The sequence below is a fragment of the Mesorhizobium sp. B2-1-3A genome (genome assembly GCF_006442655.1).
In the GTDB taxonomy this organism is placed as follows: Bacteria; Pseudomonadota; Alphaproteobacteria; order Rhizobiales; family Rhizobiaceae; genus Mesorhizobium.
In genome coordinates this window covers 493,982-508,377 of the sequence record NZ_VFWK01000005.1, presented here as the reverse complement: position 1 = coordinate 508,377, position 14,396 = coordinate 493,982, and the positions used below count along the sequence as shown (strand labels likewise).

The following is a 14,396-nucleotide window of genomic DNA, read 5'->3' as shown; positions in this document are numbered from 1 at the left end:
TTGAAGTCCCTGTTGTTTGACGGGATCAGCGTTCAAGAGCTTCAAAATCCAAAACCACACGAGAGTCCATCCAGCGCGATCGAGTAGTCACGATAAAAATTGATATTGACTTCATATTCATGTTGTATGATTTCTGATTTCGCTGCCGCGTGCAAGCGGTGAGCCAGCGCGGCCTCATTTTTTAGGCGCCGTCCGCGATGTGCATCAGCGGCTGAAGGCTGAAAAGGTTGGAGGACAACTCCTTGGACGTCGGATCTGAAATAGCGCTTTACGTCGTTCGCATGGCGAGCCCCTGTCTCCAGGATTGGGATGATCCATGTCTCACATCTTGACCGCTTCACCCGTCTATATCGTCGGTGCCGCCGAGACGCCCCTTGGAAAGGTGTTGGATCAGAGCGAGCTGTCGATGGTGGCGCTGGCCGCCAAGGAGGCGCTGGGAGAAGCCGGGCTGGGCCTGCGCGACGTCGATGCGCTCTTCACCAACTATATGGGCGAGGAGGGGTCCGTCCAGCTTGGCGAATATCTCGGGGTGCGGCCGCGCTACGCCGAATCGTCTGATATGGGTGGTGCCTCTTTCGAGTTTTTCGTACACCATGCCATGACGGCGATAGCGACCGGCCGGTGCGATGTCGCGCTCATCGCCTATGCCTCGCGTCAGCGCAGCCGGCGAAACCGCAAGAAGGCGGCTGCTGCGTTGGATGGTTCGCTCTCCGCGCAGTTCGAGACGCCGTACGGCATCCATTTTCCGATCGGTCACTATGCGCTGAGCGCGGCGCGCTACATGCACCAGTACGGCGCCACGCCAGAGCATCTGGCCGAGATCGCCGTCGCGGCGCGGCAATGGGCCGGGCTCAACCCAAAGGCCTGGATCCGCGATCCCCTCACCATCGAGGAGGTGATGGCTTCGCCCATGCTGTGCGATCCGTTGCGCAAGCTCGACTGCTGCCTGGTCACCGACGGCGGCGGCGCCATCGTGGTGGCGCGCAAGGACCGGGCGCGTGATGCCGCCAAACGGCCAGTGCGCGTCCTCGGTGCCGGCGAGAGCCATGTCCAGTGGCACGTCGCGCAGTGCCCCGACCTGACGGTGACGCCGGGTGTGGCCTCCGGCCGTGACGCCTTCGCAATGGCCGGCGTGAAACCGGGCGATGTCGACGTGTTCGAGCCCTACGACAATTTCACCCACGCCGTGCTGCTCTATCTGGAGGATCTCGGCTTCTGCGGGAAAGGCGAGGCGGGTGCTTTCGTCTCGGAAGGCCGCCTCAGGCCCGGCGGCAGCCTGCCCAGCATGACTTCCGGCGGCGGCCTTTCCTATTGCCATCCGGGTGCGCTTGGGATTCTCCTTTTGATCGAAGCGGTGCACCAGTTGCGCGGCGAAGCCGGCGACCGTCAGGTTCCCGGTGCCGAAATCGCGGTCGCGCATGGCACCGGTGGCCTTGCCTTCTCGACAGCCTCGACCGTGGTGCTCGCGCGTGACTGACGATCTTTCCTTCTCCGATCTCGGCGCGGCCGACCCGACCACCGAGCCGTTCTGGCAGGCCTGCGTGGAAAGGCGTCTGACCGTGCAGCGTTGCACTGCTTGCGGGTCGCATCAGTTCTATCCGCGACCGTTATGCCTTTCCTGCGAGGCGACCGGGCTCGAATGGGTGGACGCCAAGGGAAGCGGCACGATCTATTCGCTTACCACGGTCCGCATACCGGTCAGCGAGGATCTGGCGCCTCCCTACCTTCTCGCACTCGTCGATCTCGACGAGGGGCCGAGGCTGCTGACCAATATCGAGGCGGAAAGCGCAGGGATCGGCGACCGCGTGACCGTCGCCTGGCGGCGGCGCGACGGGTTGCCGCCGCTTCCCGTCTTCAGGCTTTCGGCCGGGTGATGCGATGACGATTGTCGCCGGCGCCGTGGACGACAGCATCGCCATGATCGGCGACCTCATCGGCTTTCCGACGGTGTCGCGCGATCCCAACCGCGATCTTCTGTTCTATGTGGAGGCGTATCTCGCGCGACACGGGATTGCCTGCGACATCATCTGGAACGACGACCGCACCAAGGGCAATCTGTGGGCGACGATCGGCCCGGCCGATGTGCCGGGCGTCATCCTTTCGGGGCATAGCGACGTGGTGCCGGTCGACGGGCAGGCCTGGACAAGTGATCCGTTCGTGCTGAGCCGAGCGCATGGGCGCATCTACGGTCGGGGTGCCTGCGACATGAAGGGCTTCATCGGTATCGTGCTCGCCGCCGTTCCCGGTCTGGTGCGGCGCAACCTCAAGGTTCCGGTCCATATCGCGATCTCCTACGATGAGGAGTTCGGCTGCACGGGCGTTCGCAGCCTGATCGACCGCATCGCCGCCATGCCGATCAAGCCGGCGCTCTGCATCGTTGGCGAACCGACCAGCATGCAGGTCGTGATCGGCCACAAGGGCGGCGGCATGTTCCGGGCCACGATCGCCGGCAAAAGCGCCCATTCCAGCCTCGCGCCGACTGCCGTCAACGCCATTGAATATGCAGCGGAACTGATCGCCTTCATCAAGAGCCTGTCTTGCGAACACGCCCATGGCGGACCGCACGATCATGTCTATGATATCAGCCATTCCACCCTGTCGGTGACGACCATCTCCGGCGGCACGGCACTCAACATCATTCCGAACAGCTGCGAATTCGGCTTTGACATCCGCTCGTTGCCCGAGGTCGATGCGCGTGCCCTGATCGAGCGCATCCGCAGCCATGCCGAAACCATGATCCTGCCCCGGATGCGGGCGATCGCGCCCGAGGCAGAAATCATCGTCGAGCCGATTGTCGAATTCGTCGGCCTGTCGACGCAGGCGGATCATCCAGCGGTGACATTCGTCAAGCGCCTAGTCGGGCGCAACGATCACGTCAAGGTCGCCTATGGCACCGAGGCTGGCCTGTTCAGCAATTCGGCCGGGGTGGTCTCGGTCGTGTGCGGACCGGGATCCATCGAGCAGGCCCACAAGCCGGACGAATATCTCGATCTTGCCGAAATAGAACGCTGCCGTGCCTTTGTCGATCGCCTGGCGGGCCAACTCGAGGACGGCGAACTGCCGTGGCTGTGAAGCGCGGTTTCGACGCGATCGTCGTCGGCGCCGGAATAGCCGGCACGGCCAGCGCCTATTATCTGCGCCAGGCCGGGTTCTCGGTGGCGCTGGTCGACACGCATCATCCCGGCTGGGGCGCGTCGGGCCGCAATCCTGGCTTTCTCTGGCTGCAGACCAAGGCGGCAGGGCTGGCCATGGACTTTTCTCTTGCCGGACGCCGCTTCGCCGAAACGCTTGCCGACGAGCTGCCGGATTTCGGCTTCCGCGCCAGCGGCGGGCTGATCACCTGGCGCGACGACGCCTTCGAGCGGGTGGCACGCGCCTTCGTCGCGGACCGGGTTGCCGCCGGGTTGCCGGTGTCCCTGCTCGACCGGCCAGCTCTTCGCGATCTCTGTCCTGACATTTCGCCGGAGGTCTCCGGAGCGGTTTGGAATCCTCTCGACGCGCACCAGGACACGCGGCTTCTGGTGCGCCACCTTGCCGATGCTTTCCAAAACGGAGGCGGCAGCATCTTTGCGCCGGCGCGGGTTGAAAGTATCGTCCTGACGGGTTCGACCTGCCGGGGTGTCAGGCTGACGGATGGCACGGAAATCTCAAGCGGCGTCGTGGTGGTGGCCACCGGGCCGTGGTCCAACCTTTTGCTCGAACCGTTGGGGCTCGACATTTCCTTGACGCCGACGCGTTTTGAAGCGGCAGAGACCGCGCCGGCGCCTTTCAGGATAAGGCCTGTGATCTCGGGCCAATCGCTGTTCCGCTTCTTCACGCCGCCGGGCATCGATGCGACAAGCCTGGCGCGCGAACCGGTGGAACTCTTGCGCCCCGAACTCGGCTTTACCGAACAGATCGCAAGCTTCCCCGATGGATCGCTGCAGTTCGGTTGCGCCTACGAGATCGGCAGCGACGATGCCCGGGCGACAGTGGCCGGGCAGGCGATGGCATGCTCGATCATGAGCCGCAATTTTCAGGCGATGGCCAGCCTGCCGATCCTGCGGCAATGGGCAGGTATCGTCGCCCAGACGCCCGATGGCCTGCCCGTCATCGATGCCGCGAGTGGCCTCCAGGGATTGATCCTCAATACCGGGCATTTCTTCGGCAACCTCGCGGGCGCATTTTCCGGCAGGATCGTCGCTCAACTGGCAAGCGGGCAGGAGCTTGTCTATCCTGTTGAAGGATTTGCGCGACGGCGTTTCACTCGGGTGGCCGCGTAGCGTGAGGCAGGGGCGTTGGTCGAAACAATCCGACAGGGAGGAAGCATGCCGACAAGGATTTTCAGGACCGCATTTGAGCGGCTGGCGCCGGACGTGCTGGCGGACTGGGCCGCAATACCTGTCACGATCGTTTCCGATATCAGCGCTGGGCATGTCGTGGTCGACCCGCGCATCAAGCCACTCCGGCCACTCGCCATGGGCACCAGAATGGTCGGACAAGCAGTCACCGCCAGGTGCGACCGTTCCGATTTCGGGGCGATGCTGCACGCCATCGACACTGCCGGCCAGGGCGAGGTCGTCACCGTCGACGCCTGCGGCTGCCTGCACACAGCCTATGCCGGCGAAATCCTCTGCGGCCTGGCGCGGCGCAAGCGGGTCGCGGGCCTGATCGTCAACGGAGCGGTCCGGGATATCGACACGATCGCCGGCTGGAACGATTTTCCTGTCTACGCGCTCGGCAACACGGCCAAAGGCCCGCTTTCGAAAGAGCGCGGCACGGTCAACGACAACATCGTCTTCGGAGGCGTCGCGGTAGGGCCCGGAGACATCATACTTGGGGATAATGACGGCATTGCCGTCATCCCGCTGGGCGACGCCGGGGCGCTTCTCGAGCTGGCGCAGCAAAGAGCCCGCATGGAAGAACAGTGGGTGAGGGAACTCGCCTCCGGCAAGACACTGATCGATGTCTTCAGCGTTCCAGAGGCGATATGAGCCGAATCTTGATCGTGTCCTGACCAGGGTGAAAGACGCCTGGCCGCGGTCTTGACCTAATACACCGGCACCTGATCAAGGCTGCCGAAGCGCCCGTCATTGCGGAACGCGCAAGACGTGAGGTCGCTGGCGTCAAGCAAATGCAGGTGGGTCGCTACGAAGACTGGGCAGTCATCGGGCCGCGATGGAGAAACGGACCTAGCCGCGGTCGGTCAGCGGAAGAAGGCCGGCCGCAAGATCGCCATCGACGATCAGCCGGTTGATCGTGCCCGAGCGCAGCAGGGCGACAAGCGCCTTCGCCTTGGACAGACCGGCCGCCAGCAGGACAACGTCGCGGCTTCGAATATCCTCATACGACACGCTCGGCGTGCGGCGGTTCAATGTATTGTCCAGCAGGGCGCCGTCCTTGTCGAAGAACTTGCCCAACATGTCGGCGACGGCACCGGCTTTGATGACCTGGTCGATCTCGTCGTCGTGCAGCAGGTCGTGATGGTAGATGAAGGACTGTTTCGAGCAGTCGCCAAAGGAGGCGATATAGAAATCGGCCGAGCGAGCAAGCTTGAGGGCCTGCTGGACAAGCTTCTGGCTCATGATCACCTGATAGTCGGCCTCGCTGTCGGCGATGAACGGGGCCGGCAGGATATAGGCTTCGCCTTCGCAAAGCTGTGCCAGGGAATGGACGCAATCGAACGGGTTGGTCCTGGCATTGCGGCTGAGCGAACCCATCAGCGAGACGATCTTCAGGTCAGCCTTGGAGAGCTTTGGAAGTTCGTCGACCATCGCGGCGATCGTGCGCCCCCAAGCGAGGCCGATCGTTACCGGCTCTGGCACGCGCAGCCGCCTCTCCAGGAACGACGCTGCCGCGATGCCGACTGCGCGTCGTGCATTGTTCTCGTCCTCGTCCGCATTGCCGCCGTGCACTGCAATCGCCGGCGTGACGATGCATTCCCTGAGATCGAACGCCGCCTGAATCCGACCGGCAACATCGAGCGATTGCGCCGTTTCATGCTGGATGGCGATCTTGACCAGCCCTTTTTCACGAGCCCGCGCCAGCATGCGGTTTATCTTGAAGCGTGACAGGCCCAGCTGGTTGGCGATCTCCTCCTGATTCTTGTTGCCCACGTAATAGAGCCAGGCGAGCTGCACCAGCAGGTCTTCTTCATTATGCGCCATGTGTAAACTTTCGTGCAGGGCGTGCACTTTTGTGGTTGACCGGCCATTTCAGCTCATCTAGCTTCATTTGTGCAGCCATTGCAACAAAGTGCAAGCGCCGCCAACAAAAATTCAAAGTGTCCGCTCTCACGCCTTGAACAAGGGGAACTGCCAATGTTTTCGTCCTTAATCCGGCGCGGTTTGAGCCGCAGCCGCGCGACTGTTGCTGCCGCTCTCGTCGCGACCTCGGCCCTGTCGCTCGCATCCGCTCCAGCCAACGCCGAGATGAACTGGAAGGCCGCGGACGGCCAGACCATCAACCTGATGCTTATCTCGCACCCGTTCGTCGAAAGCCTGAAGCCGCTGCTGCCGGAATTCACCGCCAAGACCGGGATCAAGGTGACCTATGAGGAACTGGCCGAGCAGTCCGGTTTTGAAAAGCTGCTTGCCGACCTGTCATCCAAGACCGGCACCTACGACGTCTTCATGACCTCGCCGCTCAACAACTGGCAGTATGCCGCCGCCGGCTGGCTGGAGCCGCTCGATGGCCTGATCGCCAATACCGACAAGACCGCCGCTGACTATGACGTCAATGATTTCATTCCCTCCATCCTGTCGGCCGGCCGCTGGGACCTCACCCCGCTCAAGGGCATCGGCGAGGGTTCGCTGTGGACTTTGCCGATCAATTTCGAATCCTACCAGCTGGCCTATCGCCCGAGCCTTCTGAAGAAGCTCGGCCTCCAGGTGCCCAAGACCTATGCCGACCTGCTGGCCATGTCCGACAAGCTGGCCATCGATGGCCCCAACGGCAAGATGCACGGCATCATCACCCGCTTCGATCGCTACTGGGATCTGCCCTACCTGACCTTCGGCACGATGCTGCAATCCTATGGCGTCGAGATGCTGGACAAGGACGGCAAGCTGCAGATCTGCTCAGACAAGAGCATCGCGGCCACGCAGGATTTCGTCACCCTGATCAAGAAGGCCTCACCCGAGGGGGCCGGCGCCTTCACGTGGTACGAGGCCATGCAGGGCTTCGCATCGGGCCAGTATGTGTTCTCGCTCAACGAGGCGAACCTGTTCGCACCGACCTATGAAGACCCCAAGCAATCCGCTATTGCCGGCGATGTCGGCTATGCGCCGACCCCGCTCGGCCCCGACGGCAAGCGGGCCGCCGCGGCATGGATCTGGTCGCTGTCGATGAATTCCGCGTCCACCCATAAGGACGCCGCCTGGCTGTTCATGCAGTGGGTGACGTCCAAGGAGACGATGATCAAGACGCATCTGGCCGGCAACATGAACCCGGTGCGCAAATCGGCCTGGGATGCGCCGGAAGTGGCCAAGCTGATGGAGAGCTGGGGTGAGACGCCTGGCCAGTACATCCAGGCCGCCAAGACCGAAGCCGAGGTCGCCACCATCCGCTTCCCGCCGCATCCCGAGCTGACCCGCATGCTCGACCGCTGGGCCGAGGCGATCCAGAAATCCTATTTTGGCCAGGGCGACGTGAAGACCAATCTGTGCAACGCGCAGGCCGATATCCAGAAAATGCTCGACGAATAATCGTCAAGCCCTGCTCCCGGGCTTGACCCGGGAGCGCCCGGTGGGTCTCAACAGAATCCGCCCCGCGCAAGCTCGCTCGCGCGCCGCATCCCACACGGCGCCCCATCGACGAAAATCGCCCACGGGCAATGTGACACCAGCAACCAGAACAGTTCAGGTCCCATGGCCCGCATCACAGCCCAAGCTGACAAGACATGGATGAGCAAGACCGCCTACTACGCCATGCTGGCGCCGGCGCTCATCCTGCTCATGTCGACGACATATCCGTTCCTAAGTGGAATCTACACCAGCCTCACCAATCAGAAGCTCTACATCCCGGCCTCGAAATTCGTCGGCCTTAACAACTACATCAACCTGTTCGAGACGCCGCTGTTCTGGAACGGCCTTGCAAATACGTTGACCTATGCCGGCGCGGCATTGGCGATCCAGCTGCCGCTCGGGCTCGCCTTCGCCATCCTGCTTGACGTTCCGGGCCGGCTGCAATCCTTCTTCCGCTCGGCCGTCGTGCTCCCGCTGCTGGTGCCGCCGGTGGTCGCCGGCCTCATCTGGAAGACCATGATGCATCCCCAGAGCGGCGTGCTGAACTGGCTGTTGGCGCAGGTCGGCATCGAGCCGCTGTCCTGGCTCACCAGCCCGTCGACGGCGATGATGTCGATCATCGTGATCGACACCTGGCTGTTCACCCCGCTGGCCACCATCATCCTGCTCGCCGGCTTACAGTCCGTGTCGGGCGAGGTTGTCGAGGCCGCACGCATCGACGGCGCCAATGCCTGGCAGGTCATCCGCTATGTGAAGCTGCCGTTGCTGGCCCCCTATCTGCTGCTGGTCGTGTTGTTTCGCGTCTCCGATTCCCTGAAGTCGCTGGAGATCATCTACTCCACCACCAAGGGAGGGCCGCTCGACGCCACACGAACCCTGCATGTCATGGCGTATGAAGAGGCCTATCGCTGGTCGAGCCTCGGCCGCGCGATGACCATCGTCTTCGTGCTCTGGCTGGTCTGCTACACGATCAGCGGCGCGCTGCTGGCTTTCTGGCAGAAGCAGGAGGCGAAGAACCGTGGCCTCTAGCATGTTCCTTCGCACGCTCGCGCAAAAACTCGCGCTCGCGTTTTGCTACCTCGCCTTCGCCGGCTTCGTGCTGTTCCCGCTGGTCTGGATCTTCATGATGTCGATCAAGAACTTCGGCGACATCATCGCCTATCCGCCGCGTTTCCTGTTCACACCCACGCTCGAAAACTATGTCGAGGTGCTGTTCGGCAACGAGGCGCAGCGCGCCGGCGGCCAGGTCCCCGACCTCCTCAAGTTCCTGATGAACTCTGTCATCATCTCGGGCGGCGCAGTGGTGGTCTCGGCGCTGCTCGGCATCCCCGCAGCCTATGCACTGGCACGGCGCCGGGACAAGACGTCGGACAAGCTGCGTTTCACCTTCCTGTCGTTCCGCTTCGCGCCCGAACTCGCCGTCATCCTGCCGCTCTACGTCATCTACACGCGCATCGGCCTCTACGACAGCTATGTCGGCATGATCCTCGTGCACCAGCTGATCACCCTGCCGCTGATGATCCTGATCCTGGCGAGCTTCTTTCGCGACATGCCGATCGAGATCGAGGAGGCCGCGCGCATCGACGGCGCCCGCATCTGGACCATGCTCACCAGGATCGTCGTGCCGATCGCGAGGCCGGGCATCGCCAGCGCCATGATGATCGCCTTCATCTTCAGCTGGAACAACATGATCTTCGGCCTCGTGCTCGCCGGCGGCAGCACGCGCCCGGTCACCATGGGCATTCTGCAGGCCATGACCTTCGACCAGATCAAGTGGGGCATGATGGCGGCTTCGGCGATGGTTTCGGCGCTGCCCGGCATGATCGCCGCCGTGCTGTTCCAGAAACAGATTACCCGCGGACTGACCATGGGGGCGGTGAAATGAAGGAACTGGAACTCTTCTCCATCGGGTCGTGGACGATCTTCGATCATCTACTGCGCATGAAGCGGCTGCCGCGCGACGGAGAGACCGTGCCGCTCGACATGCCCATGGAAGAAGTCGAGACCATCCATTTCGGCGATTGCAGCGCCAACATCGCAGCGGTTGCCGGTTCGCTCGGCATGAAGGTCGGGCTCGGCATGGTCGTCGGCGACGATTTCCGCAGCTCGGGCTACGCCGACCACATGACCCGCAACGGCGTCGACCTCGCCGGCGTCGACGTGATCGAGGGTGCCCGTTCCGGACACAGCTTCAATTTCTTCGATGCCGCCAATGGCGGTTTCTGCGTCTCCCATCTCGGCGTCGCCGAGAAGCAGGATGACTGGCACACGCCCTATGGCGAGATCGACCGTTCCGGCGCCGTCGTCATCAGCGAGATGTTCGGCGCCTATACGCTCAATGCCATTGAGCACGCCCGCAAGACCGGCGCGCTGACCGCCATCAACGGCATGGTCGCCACCGCGGGCGATCTTGCGCCACGCTTCCTGGAAGCCTGCGAGGTCCTGTTCCTCAGCCGTGGCGAGGCCGACGCGTTGATGCAGGCGCTTGGCGTCGCGTCGGCGGCCGACATACTGGCGCATGGTCCGCGTCTGGTGATCGTGACGCGCGGCGGCGAAGGCAGCGCCTGGTACACCGCCGATGGCCGCCAGGACATGCCCTCGGTCGCGCCCGATGCCTTCGTCGATTCCACCGGTGCGGGCGACTCCTTCGTCGCCGGCACGCTGAAGGGCCTGATCGGCGGCCATTCGCACGAGACAGCGGCGCGCATCGGCGCCACCGTCGCCAGTTTCATCATCGAGAAATGGGGATGCCAGTCGAACCTGCCCTCGCCGCAACGCGTGGCGCAGCGCTTCGAGGCAAACTTTGGAAGGAAGCTATCGCTGTGAGAGTCATCGACGCCCATATGCACTACGGCACTGACAAGAACGTCGCCGCCAACACCTGCGTCCCCTATCTGGTCAGGGGCGAACCCGAAAGCGTCATCCGCCTGCTCGACGAGCAGGGCGCGTCGCATGGCGTGCTCTTCCCGCACGACCGCCGGCAGACGCCGCCTTGGGATGCCGACTACAACGAGGCCAATGGCGATGTCGGCCTCGCCGCGCTGAAATATCCAGACCGCATCGTCGGCGTTGCCCGCATCGACCCGACCTTCGGCGCCACGCACACCCAGGAGCTCATCGACCGCTATGTCGGCGAATGGAACTGCCGCGGCCTGAAGCTGGTGGCCGGCTATGATTTCTACCGGCCCAACGACATGAAGGTCATGGGTCCGCTGCTGGACAAGGCTGAGGAGCACAACCTCACCGTTCTCATGCATTCGGGCGATGCGCCGCGCGACCTGCCCTATCTCCAGGCGCAGGCGGCCAAGGCTTATCCGAACGTCACCTTCGTGCTCGCTCATATCGGCATGCACGCCTTCCTGTGGGAGGCGATTCTCGCCTGCCAGGAATACCCCAACATCAATGTCGATATGTCGCAGGCCTATCCGTTCGACATCATGACCTTCCTGAAAAATGTCTCGGTCGATCGCCTGCAATATGGCTCTGACGTGCCCTATCAGTCGCCGCGCGTCGAGCAGGAGAAGCTGCGCGTCATCGGCCTGGGCGAGGAGGACCTCGAAAAGGTCTTCTGGAAGAATGCGGCGCGCATCTGGCGCATCGCTTGAGGACAAAAGAACACGAAGGCGCATCGGCCGACTTTGTCGTCGTCGGCGCGCCCAACCACCGGAAGCCAAGGAGAGAAGAAGATGTCGAATCTCGACACGAAAAACACGCCGGTACTGCAGCGCCTGTTCGGCACCAGCAAGCCAATCATCGGCATGGTGCATGTGCTGCCACTACCCGGCTCGCCCTACTACCGGAACGGGTCGCTGCAGGCTGTCTATGACCAGGCGGTCGAGGAAGCGCTGATCCTCGAGGAAGGCGGCGTCGACGCGATCCTGCTTGAGAATGCCGGCGACATCCCTTTCCGCAAGCCTGACGACATCGGCTTTGAGACGGTCGGCGCCATGTCGGTCATCGGCGATCGCATCCGCCGCGCCACGAAGCTTCCGCTCGGCTTCAACATCGTCGCCAACGCCGCCAAGGCCTCTCTTGCCTGCGCCAAGAGCTCGGGCGCGCAGTTCGTACGCGTCAACCAGTGGGCCAATGCCTATGTGGCCAATGAGGGCATCATCGAGGGTGCCTCGGCCCAGGCCATGCGCTACCGGCGCGAACTCGACGCGGAGGATATCGTCGTGTTGGCCGACGTGCACGTGAAGCATGGCAGCCACGCCATCGTCGGCGACCGCGACATCGAGGACCAGGCCCGCGACGTCGAGTTCTTCGGCGCCGACATCCTGATTGCAACCGGTACCCGCACCGGCCATCCGACGGCGCCCGCCGAAGTCAAGCAGATCCGCGCCGGCGCCGTCGGGCCGATCCTGGTCGGCAGCGGCTTCAGCAGCGACAACGCCGCCGAGCTTCTATCTGTCGCCGACGGCGCCATCGTCGGCAGCTACGTCAAGGGCAACGGCAAGATGCACGGCGACAGGGTCGTGCTGGCCAAGGTCCAGGCGCTGATGGACGCGGTACGCAAGGTCCGCTGACATCCACACCGGTCCGGAAGAGAGGGGCTGATCCATGGCATCCATCGAACTGCGCGGCGTCGAGAAATCATTCGGCGCTGCCGCCATCATCCGCGGCATCAACCTCAGCATAGGGGATGGCGAGTTCGTGGCGCTCGTCGGTCCCTCCGGATGCGGAAAGTCGACGCTGCTGCGCATCATCTCCGGGCTGGAGAGCGCCTCGCGCGGGGACATCCTGCTTGACGGGCGCAAGGTCAACGACGACAGCCCGCGCGACCGCAACGTGGCGATGGTCTTCCAGAGTTATGCGCTCTACCCGCACATGACGGTGGCCGAGAACATGGCGTTCAACCTAAAGCTCTCCGGCAAGGGCAAGCCGGAGATCGCCACCCGCGTCGCCGAGGCCGCGCGCATGCTCGACCTCACCGACCTCCTGCATCGCAAGCCCGGCCAACTGTCCGGCGGCCAGCGCCAACGCGTCGCCATGGGCCGCGCCATCGTGCGCAACCCATCGGTGTTCCTGTTCGACGAGCCGCTGTCCAATCTCGACGCCAAACTGCGCGTGCAGATGCGCGGTGAAATCAAGCTCCTGCATCATCGCGTCCGCACGACAGCCGTGTATGTCACGCACGACCAGATCGAGGCGATGACGCTCGCGGATCGCATCGTCGTCCTCAACGGCGGCAACATCGAACAGGTCGGCTCGCCGCTCGAACTTTACAACAGGCCGGCCAACCTGTTCGTCGCCGGCTTCATCGGCTCGCCGGCAATGAACGTGGTCAAGGCCGAGCTTCGCCGAACGGCGGCGGGCATCAAAGCCGTGCTTGGCGATGGTTCGGAGATCGCCCTGCCGGCCCGCGCCTACGCTTCTTCGACGAACCGCATCGTGCTGGGCATTCGGCCCGAAAGTGTGATCGTGGACCGTCGGGCCGGCGATCTTGCCGGCACGCTGAAAGTGGCGGAGCCGACAGGGCCGCAGACGCATCTGGTGGTCGATGCGGCGGGAACCGACATCCTCGCTATCGTCAAGGCCGATTTCGCCTCGCGCGACGGCGACCGTCTGTGGCTGTCATTTCCGGCCGAAGCCCTTCACGTCTTCGACGCGGAGAGCGGAAGAGTCATCTGAAGCACAGCGGGGTCAGTCCTTACGCGCCGACGTATCGGCTCCGTGGGAATCCGTGGTTGATCGGGACGTCAGGGTAGTGAGAAAATGCGACCATTCCCAAGTGTGGATGATCACAAGTGGTCACTAGGCACACACCCTAGCTACAGACCCCTGCCCAAATTTGGCGCACAAGTACCTGATAAATCGAACGAATTCGTCCTTGGTCACTTTGGTAGACAGCGATCCCGCTCGATACCGCGCGGGCATGGTGGATCACGATTTGGAAGCTTCGAACTAAATTCTCCCCAAAAATCGGTGGCTTACGGCTTTCCCTGCCGCAGGCTGTATCGGCGTGCGACGAGTGATCGAAATCAGATGTGGCGAGTTGTCCTGCGACGGCGTTGTTGGGCAAGACATAGACCTCCCTACGCCGCAATGCAGCGTCGATTCCGCGCCTCTGAGATTTTTTGACGAATCTGCTGAACGCCGGAGTATCGGCAACCGCCGACCACTGGAAGGATATTTGCCCCCAGATACGGCAATACTGGCATGCAATCAGCATGACTGAAATGCGGCCGACGGCAGAATGACTGCTTCTGGCATTCGACGAACGATAGGCAGACGCCCGGTGGTACCCACATAGGGTTGAACCGCTGGACACGAGTGCTCATTCGATCAACCTCCAGAACGTAACGGCTATGTGATTTGAAGTGCCTGTCCGCTGCTCTAGCTAAGCCAAATAACCTGTTCGCGGATGTGCGCAGTTCTCGGCTCAACCTGGGGTCAGATTTGACATGTTGTGGCGCTCAACTCTGTATCTGTTGATGTTGCTCGCCACACTCGCGGCTTTCCACTTGTCAGTGTCGATCGCTTTGCTGCTAATGGGGCCTGACTGGTACACGCGCCTCTAACCATGTGTCTATCAGTAGCGGCACCCTGCGAGAGGGTCGGATTGCACATTCGCGCGGCGTGAAGCCGTGAACTCTGCGGAATCTGCAAATGCTCGTAGATCATCATAATGCCGTATCCACCGCCCCCCACGACACTCATCCAAATCTCGAC

13 protein-coding genes are annotated in these 14,396 nt (G+C 62.7%); 12 read left to right on the top strand and 1 reads right to left on the bottom strand.

The features are described from left to right. The first annotated feature begins 316 nt into the window (after positions 1 to 316). The 5 genes from FJ977_RS22690 to FJ977_RS22670 are packed head-to-tail and all read left to right on the top strand — an operon-like array spanning position 317 to position 4,973. Positions 317 to 1,477 carry an acetyl-CoA acetyltransferase gene (locus tag FJ977_RS22690; RefSeq protein WP_140774408.1) on the top strand — a complete coding sequence of 387 codons (1,161 nt, stop codon included), beginning with the start codon at positions 317 to 319 and terminating at the stop codon, positions 1,475 to 1,477. Beyond that, positions 1,470 to 1,874, top strand: a complete 405-nt coding sequence (locus tag FJ977_RS22685) for an OB-fold domain-containing protein (protein ID WP_210243855.1) — start codon at positions 1,470 to 1,472, stop codon at positions 1,872 to 1,874. Before FJ977_RS22690 ends, FJ977_RS22685 begins: the two co-directional genes overlap by 8 nt. 4 nt (positions 1,875 to 1,878) lie before the next feature. Continuing rightward, positions 1,879 to 3,072 (top strand): acetylornithine deacetylase, encoded by a 1,194-nt coding sequence (gene argE, locus FJ977_RS22680; RefSeq protein ID WP_210243854.1) that lies wholly within the window; start codon positions 1,879 to 1,881, stop codon positions 3,070 to 3,072. Continuing rightward, positions 3,063 to 4,262 carry an FAD-dependent oxidoreductase gene (locus FJ977_RS22675; RefSeq protein ID WP_181180027.1) on the top strand — a complete coding sequence of 400 codons (1,200 nt, stop codon included), beginning with the start codon at positions 3,063 to 3,065 and terminating at the stop codon, positions 4,260 to 4,262. The genes argE and FJ977_RS22675 overlap by 10 nt, the downstream gene beginning before the upstream one ends. Before the next feature lie 45 nt (positions 4,263 to 4,307). Then, the gene (locus FJ977_RS22670; protein ID WP_140774405.1) at positions 4,308 to 4,973 is read left to right on the top strand and encodes a dimethylmenaquinone methyltransferase; all 666 of its coding nucleotides are present in this window, start codon (positions 4,308 to 4,310) and stop codon (positions 4,971 to 4,973) included. Between the two features lie 198 nt (positions 4,974 to 5,171). Here the strand turns inward: FJ977_RS22670 and FJ977_RS22665 are convergent, their stop codons facing one another. After that, a complete protein-coding gene (locus FJ977_RS22665; protein WP_140774404.1) occupies positions 5,172 to 6,146 on the bottom strand; it encodes a sugar-binding transcriptional regulator in 975 nt (324 codons plus the stop codon). 153 nt (positions 6,147 to 6,299) lie between these two features. Between FJ977_RS22665 and FJ977_RS22660 the strand changes: the two genes are divergently transcribed. From FJ977_RS22660 to ugpC, 7 genes are all read left to right on the top strand, one after another. Beyond that, positions 6,300 to 7,685, top strand: coding sequence for a sugar ABC transporter substrate-binding protein (locus FJ977_RS22660; RefSeq protein ID WP_140774403.1), 1,386 nt, complete (start codon positions 6,300 to 6,302; stop codon positions 7,683 to 7,685). A gap of 198 nt (positions 7,686 to 7,883) precedes the next feature. Next, complete coding sequence (locus FJ977_RS22655) at positions 7,884 to 8,753, top strand: sugar ABC transporter permease (RefSeq protein ID WP_181180026.1); 870 nt, start codon at positions 7,884 to 7,886, stop codon at positions 8,751 to 8,753. A gap of 1 nt (position 8,754) precedes the next feature. Further along, the gene (locus FJ977_RS22650) at positions 8,755 to 9,609 is read left to right on the top strand and encodes a carbohydrate ABC transporter permease (RefSeq protein WP_140774401.1); all 855 of its coding nucleotides are present in this window, start codon (positions 8,755 to 8,757) and stop codon (positions 9,607 to 9,609) included. Continuing rightward, positions 9,606 to 10,550: a carbohydrate kinase family protein gene (locus tag FJ977_RS22645; protein ID WP_140774400.1), complete on the top strand. Its 945-nt coding sequence runs from the start codon at positions 9,606 to 9,608 to the stop codon at positions 10,548 to 10,550. The genes FJ977_RS22650 and FJ977_RS22645 overlap by 4 nt, the downstream gene beginning before the upstream one ends. Next, on the top strand, positions 10,547 to 11,329 hold the full coding sequence (locus FJ977_RS22640) for an amidohydrolase family protein (RefSeq protein WP_181180025.1): 783 nt from the start codon (positions 10,547 to 10,549) through the stop codon (positions 11,327 to 11,329). The genes FJ977_RS22645 and FJ977_RS22640 overlap by 4 nt, the downstream gene beginning before the upstream one ends. 81 nt (positions 11,330 to 11,410) lie before the next feature. Beyond that, positions 11,411 to 12,250, top strand: coding sequence for a BtpA/SgcQ family protein (locus FJ977_RS22635; protein ID WP_140774398.1), 840 nt, complete (start codon positions 11,411 to 11,413; stop codon positions 12,248 to 12,250). A gap of 34 nt (positions 12,251 to 12,284) precedes the next feature. After that, on the top strand, positions 12,285 to 13,355 hold the full coding sequence (gene ugpC / locus FJ977_RS22630) for a sn-glycerol-3-phosphate ABC transporter ATP-binding protein UgpC (protein WP_140774397.1): 1,071 nt from the start codon (positions 12,285 to 12,287) through the stop codon (positions 13,353 to 13,355). Positions 13,356 to 14,396 lie beyond the last annotated feature (1,041 nt).

Bases quoted from the DNA above. Each gene is read 5' to 3' on its own strand.
- FJ977_RS22690 (WP_140774408.1), top strand. From the start codon at position 317: ATGTCTCACATCTTGACCGCTTCACCCGTCTATATCGTCGGTGCCGCC.
- argE (WP_210243854.1), top strand. From the start codon at position 1,879: ATGACGATTGTCGCCGGCGCCGTGGACGACAGCATCGCCATGATCGGC.
- FJ977_RS22670 (WP_140774405.1), top strand. From the start codon at position 4,308: ATGCCGACAAGGATTTTCAGGACCGCATTTGAGCGGCTGGCGCCGGAC.
- FJ977_RS22665 (WP_140774404.1), bottom strand. From the start codon at position 6,146: ATGGCGCATAATGAAGAAGACCTGCTGGTGCAGCTCGCCTGGCTCTAT.
- FJ977_RS22660 (WP_140774403.1), top strand. From the start codon at position 6,300: ATGTTTTCGTCCTTAATCCGGCGCGGTTTGAGCCGCAGCCGCGCGACT.
- FJ977_RS22655 (WP_181180026.1), top strand. From the start codon at position 7,884: ATGAGCAAGACCGCCTACTACGCCATGCTGGCGCCGGCGCTCATCCTG.
- FJ977_RS22650 (WP_140774401.1), top strand. From the start codon at position 8,755: ATGTTCCTTCGCACGCTCGCGCAAAAACTCGCGCTCGCGTTTTGCTAC.
- FJ977_RS22645 (WP_140774400.1), top strand. From the start codon at position 9,606: ATGAAGGAACTGGAACTCTTCTCCATCGGGTCGTGGACGATCTTCGAT.
- FJ977_RS22635 (WP_140774398.1), top strand. From the start codon at position 11,411: ATGTCGAATCTCGACACGAAAAACACGCCGGTACTGCAGCGCCTGTTC.
- ugpC (WP_140774397.1), top strand. From the start codon at position 12,285: ATGGCATCCATCGAACTGCGCGGCGTCGAGAAATCATTCGGCGCTGCC.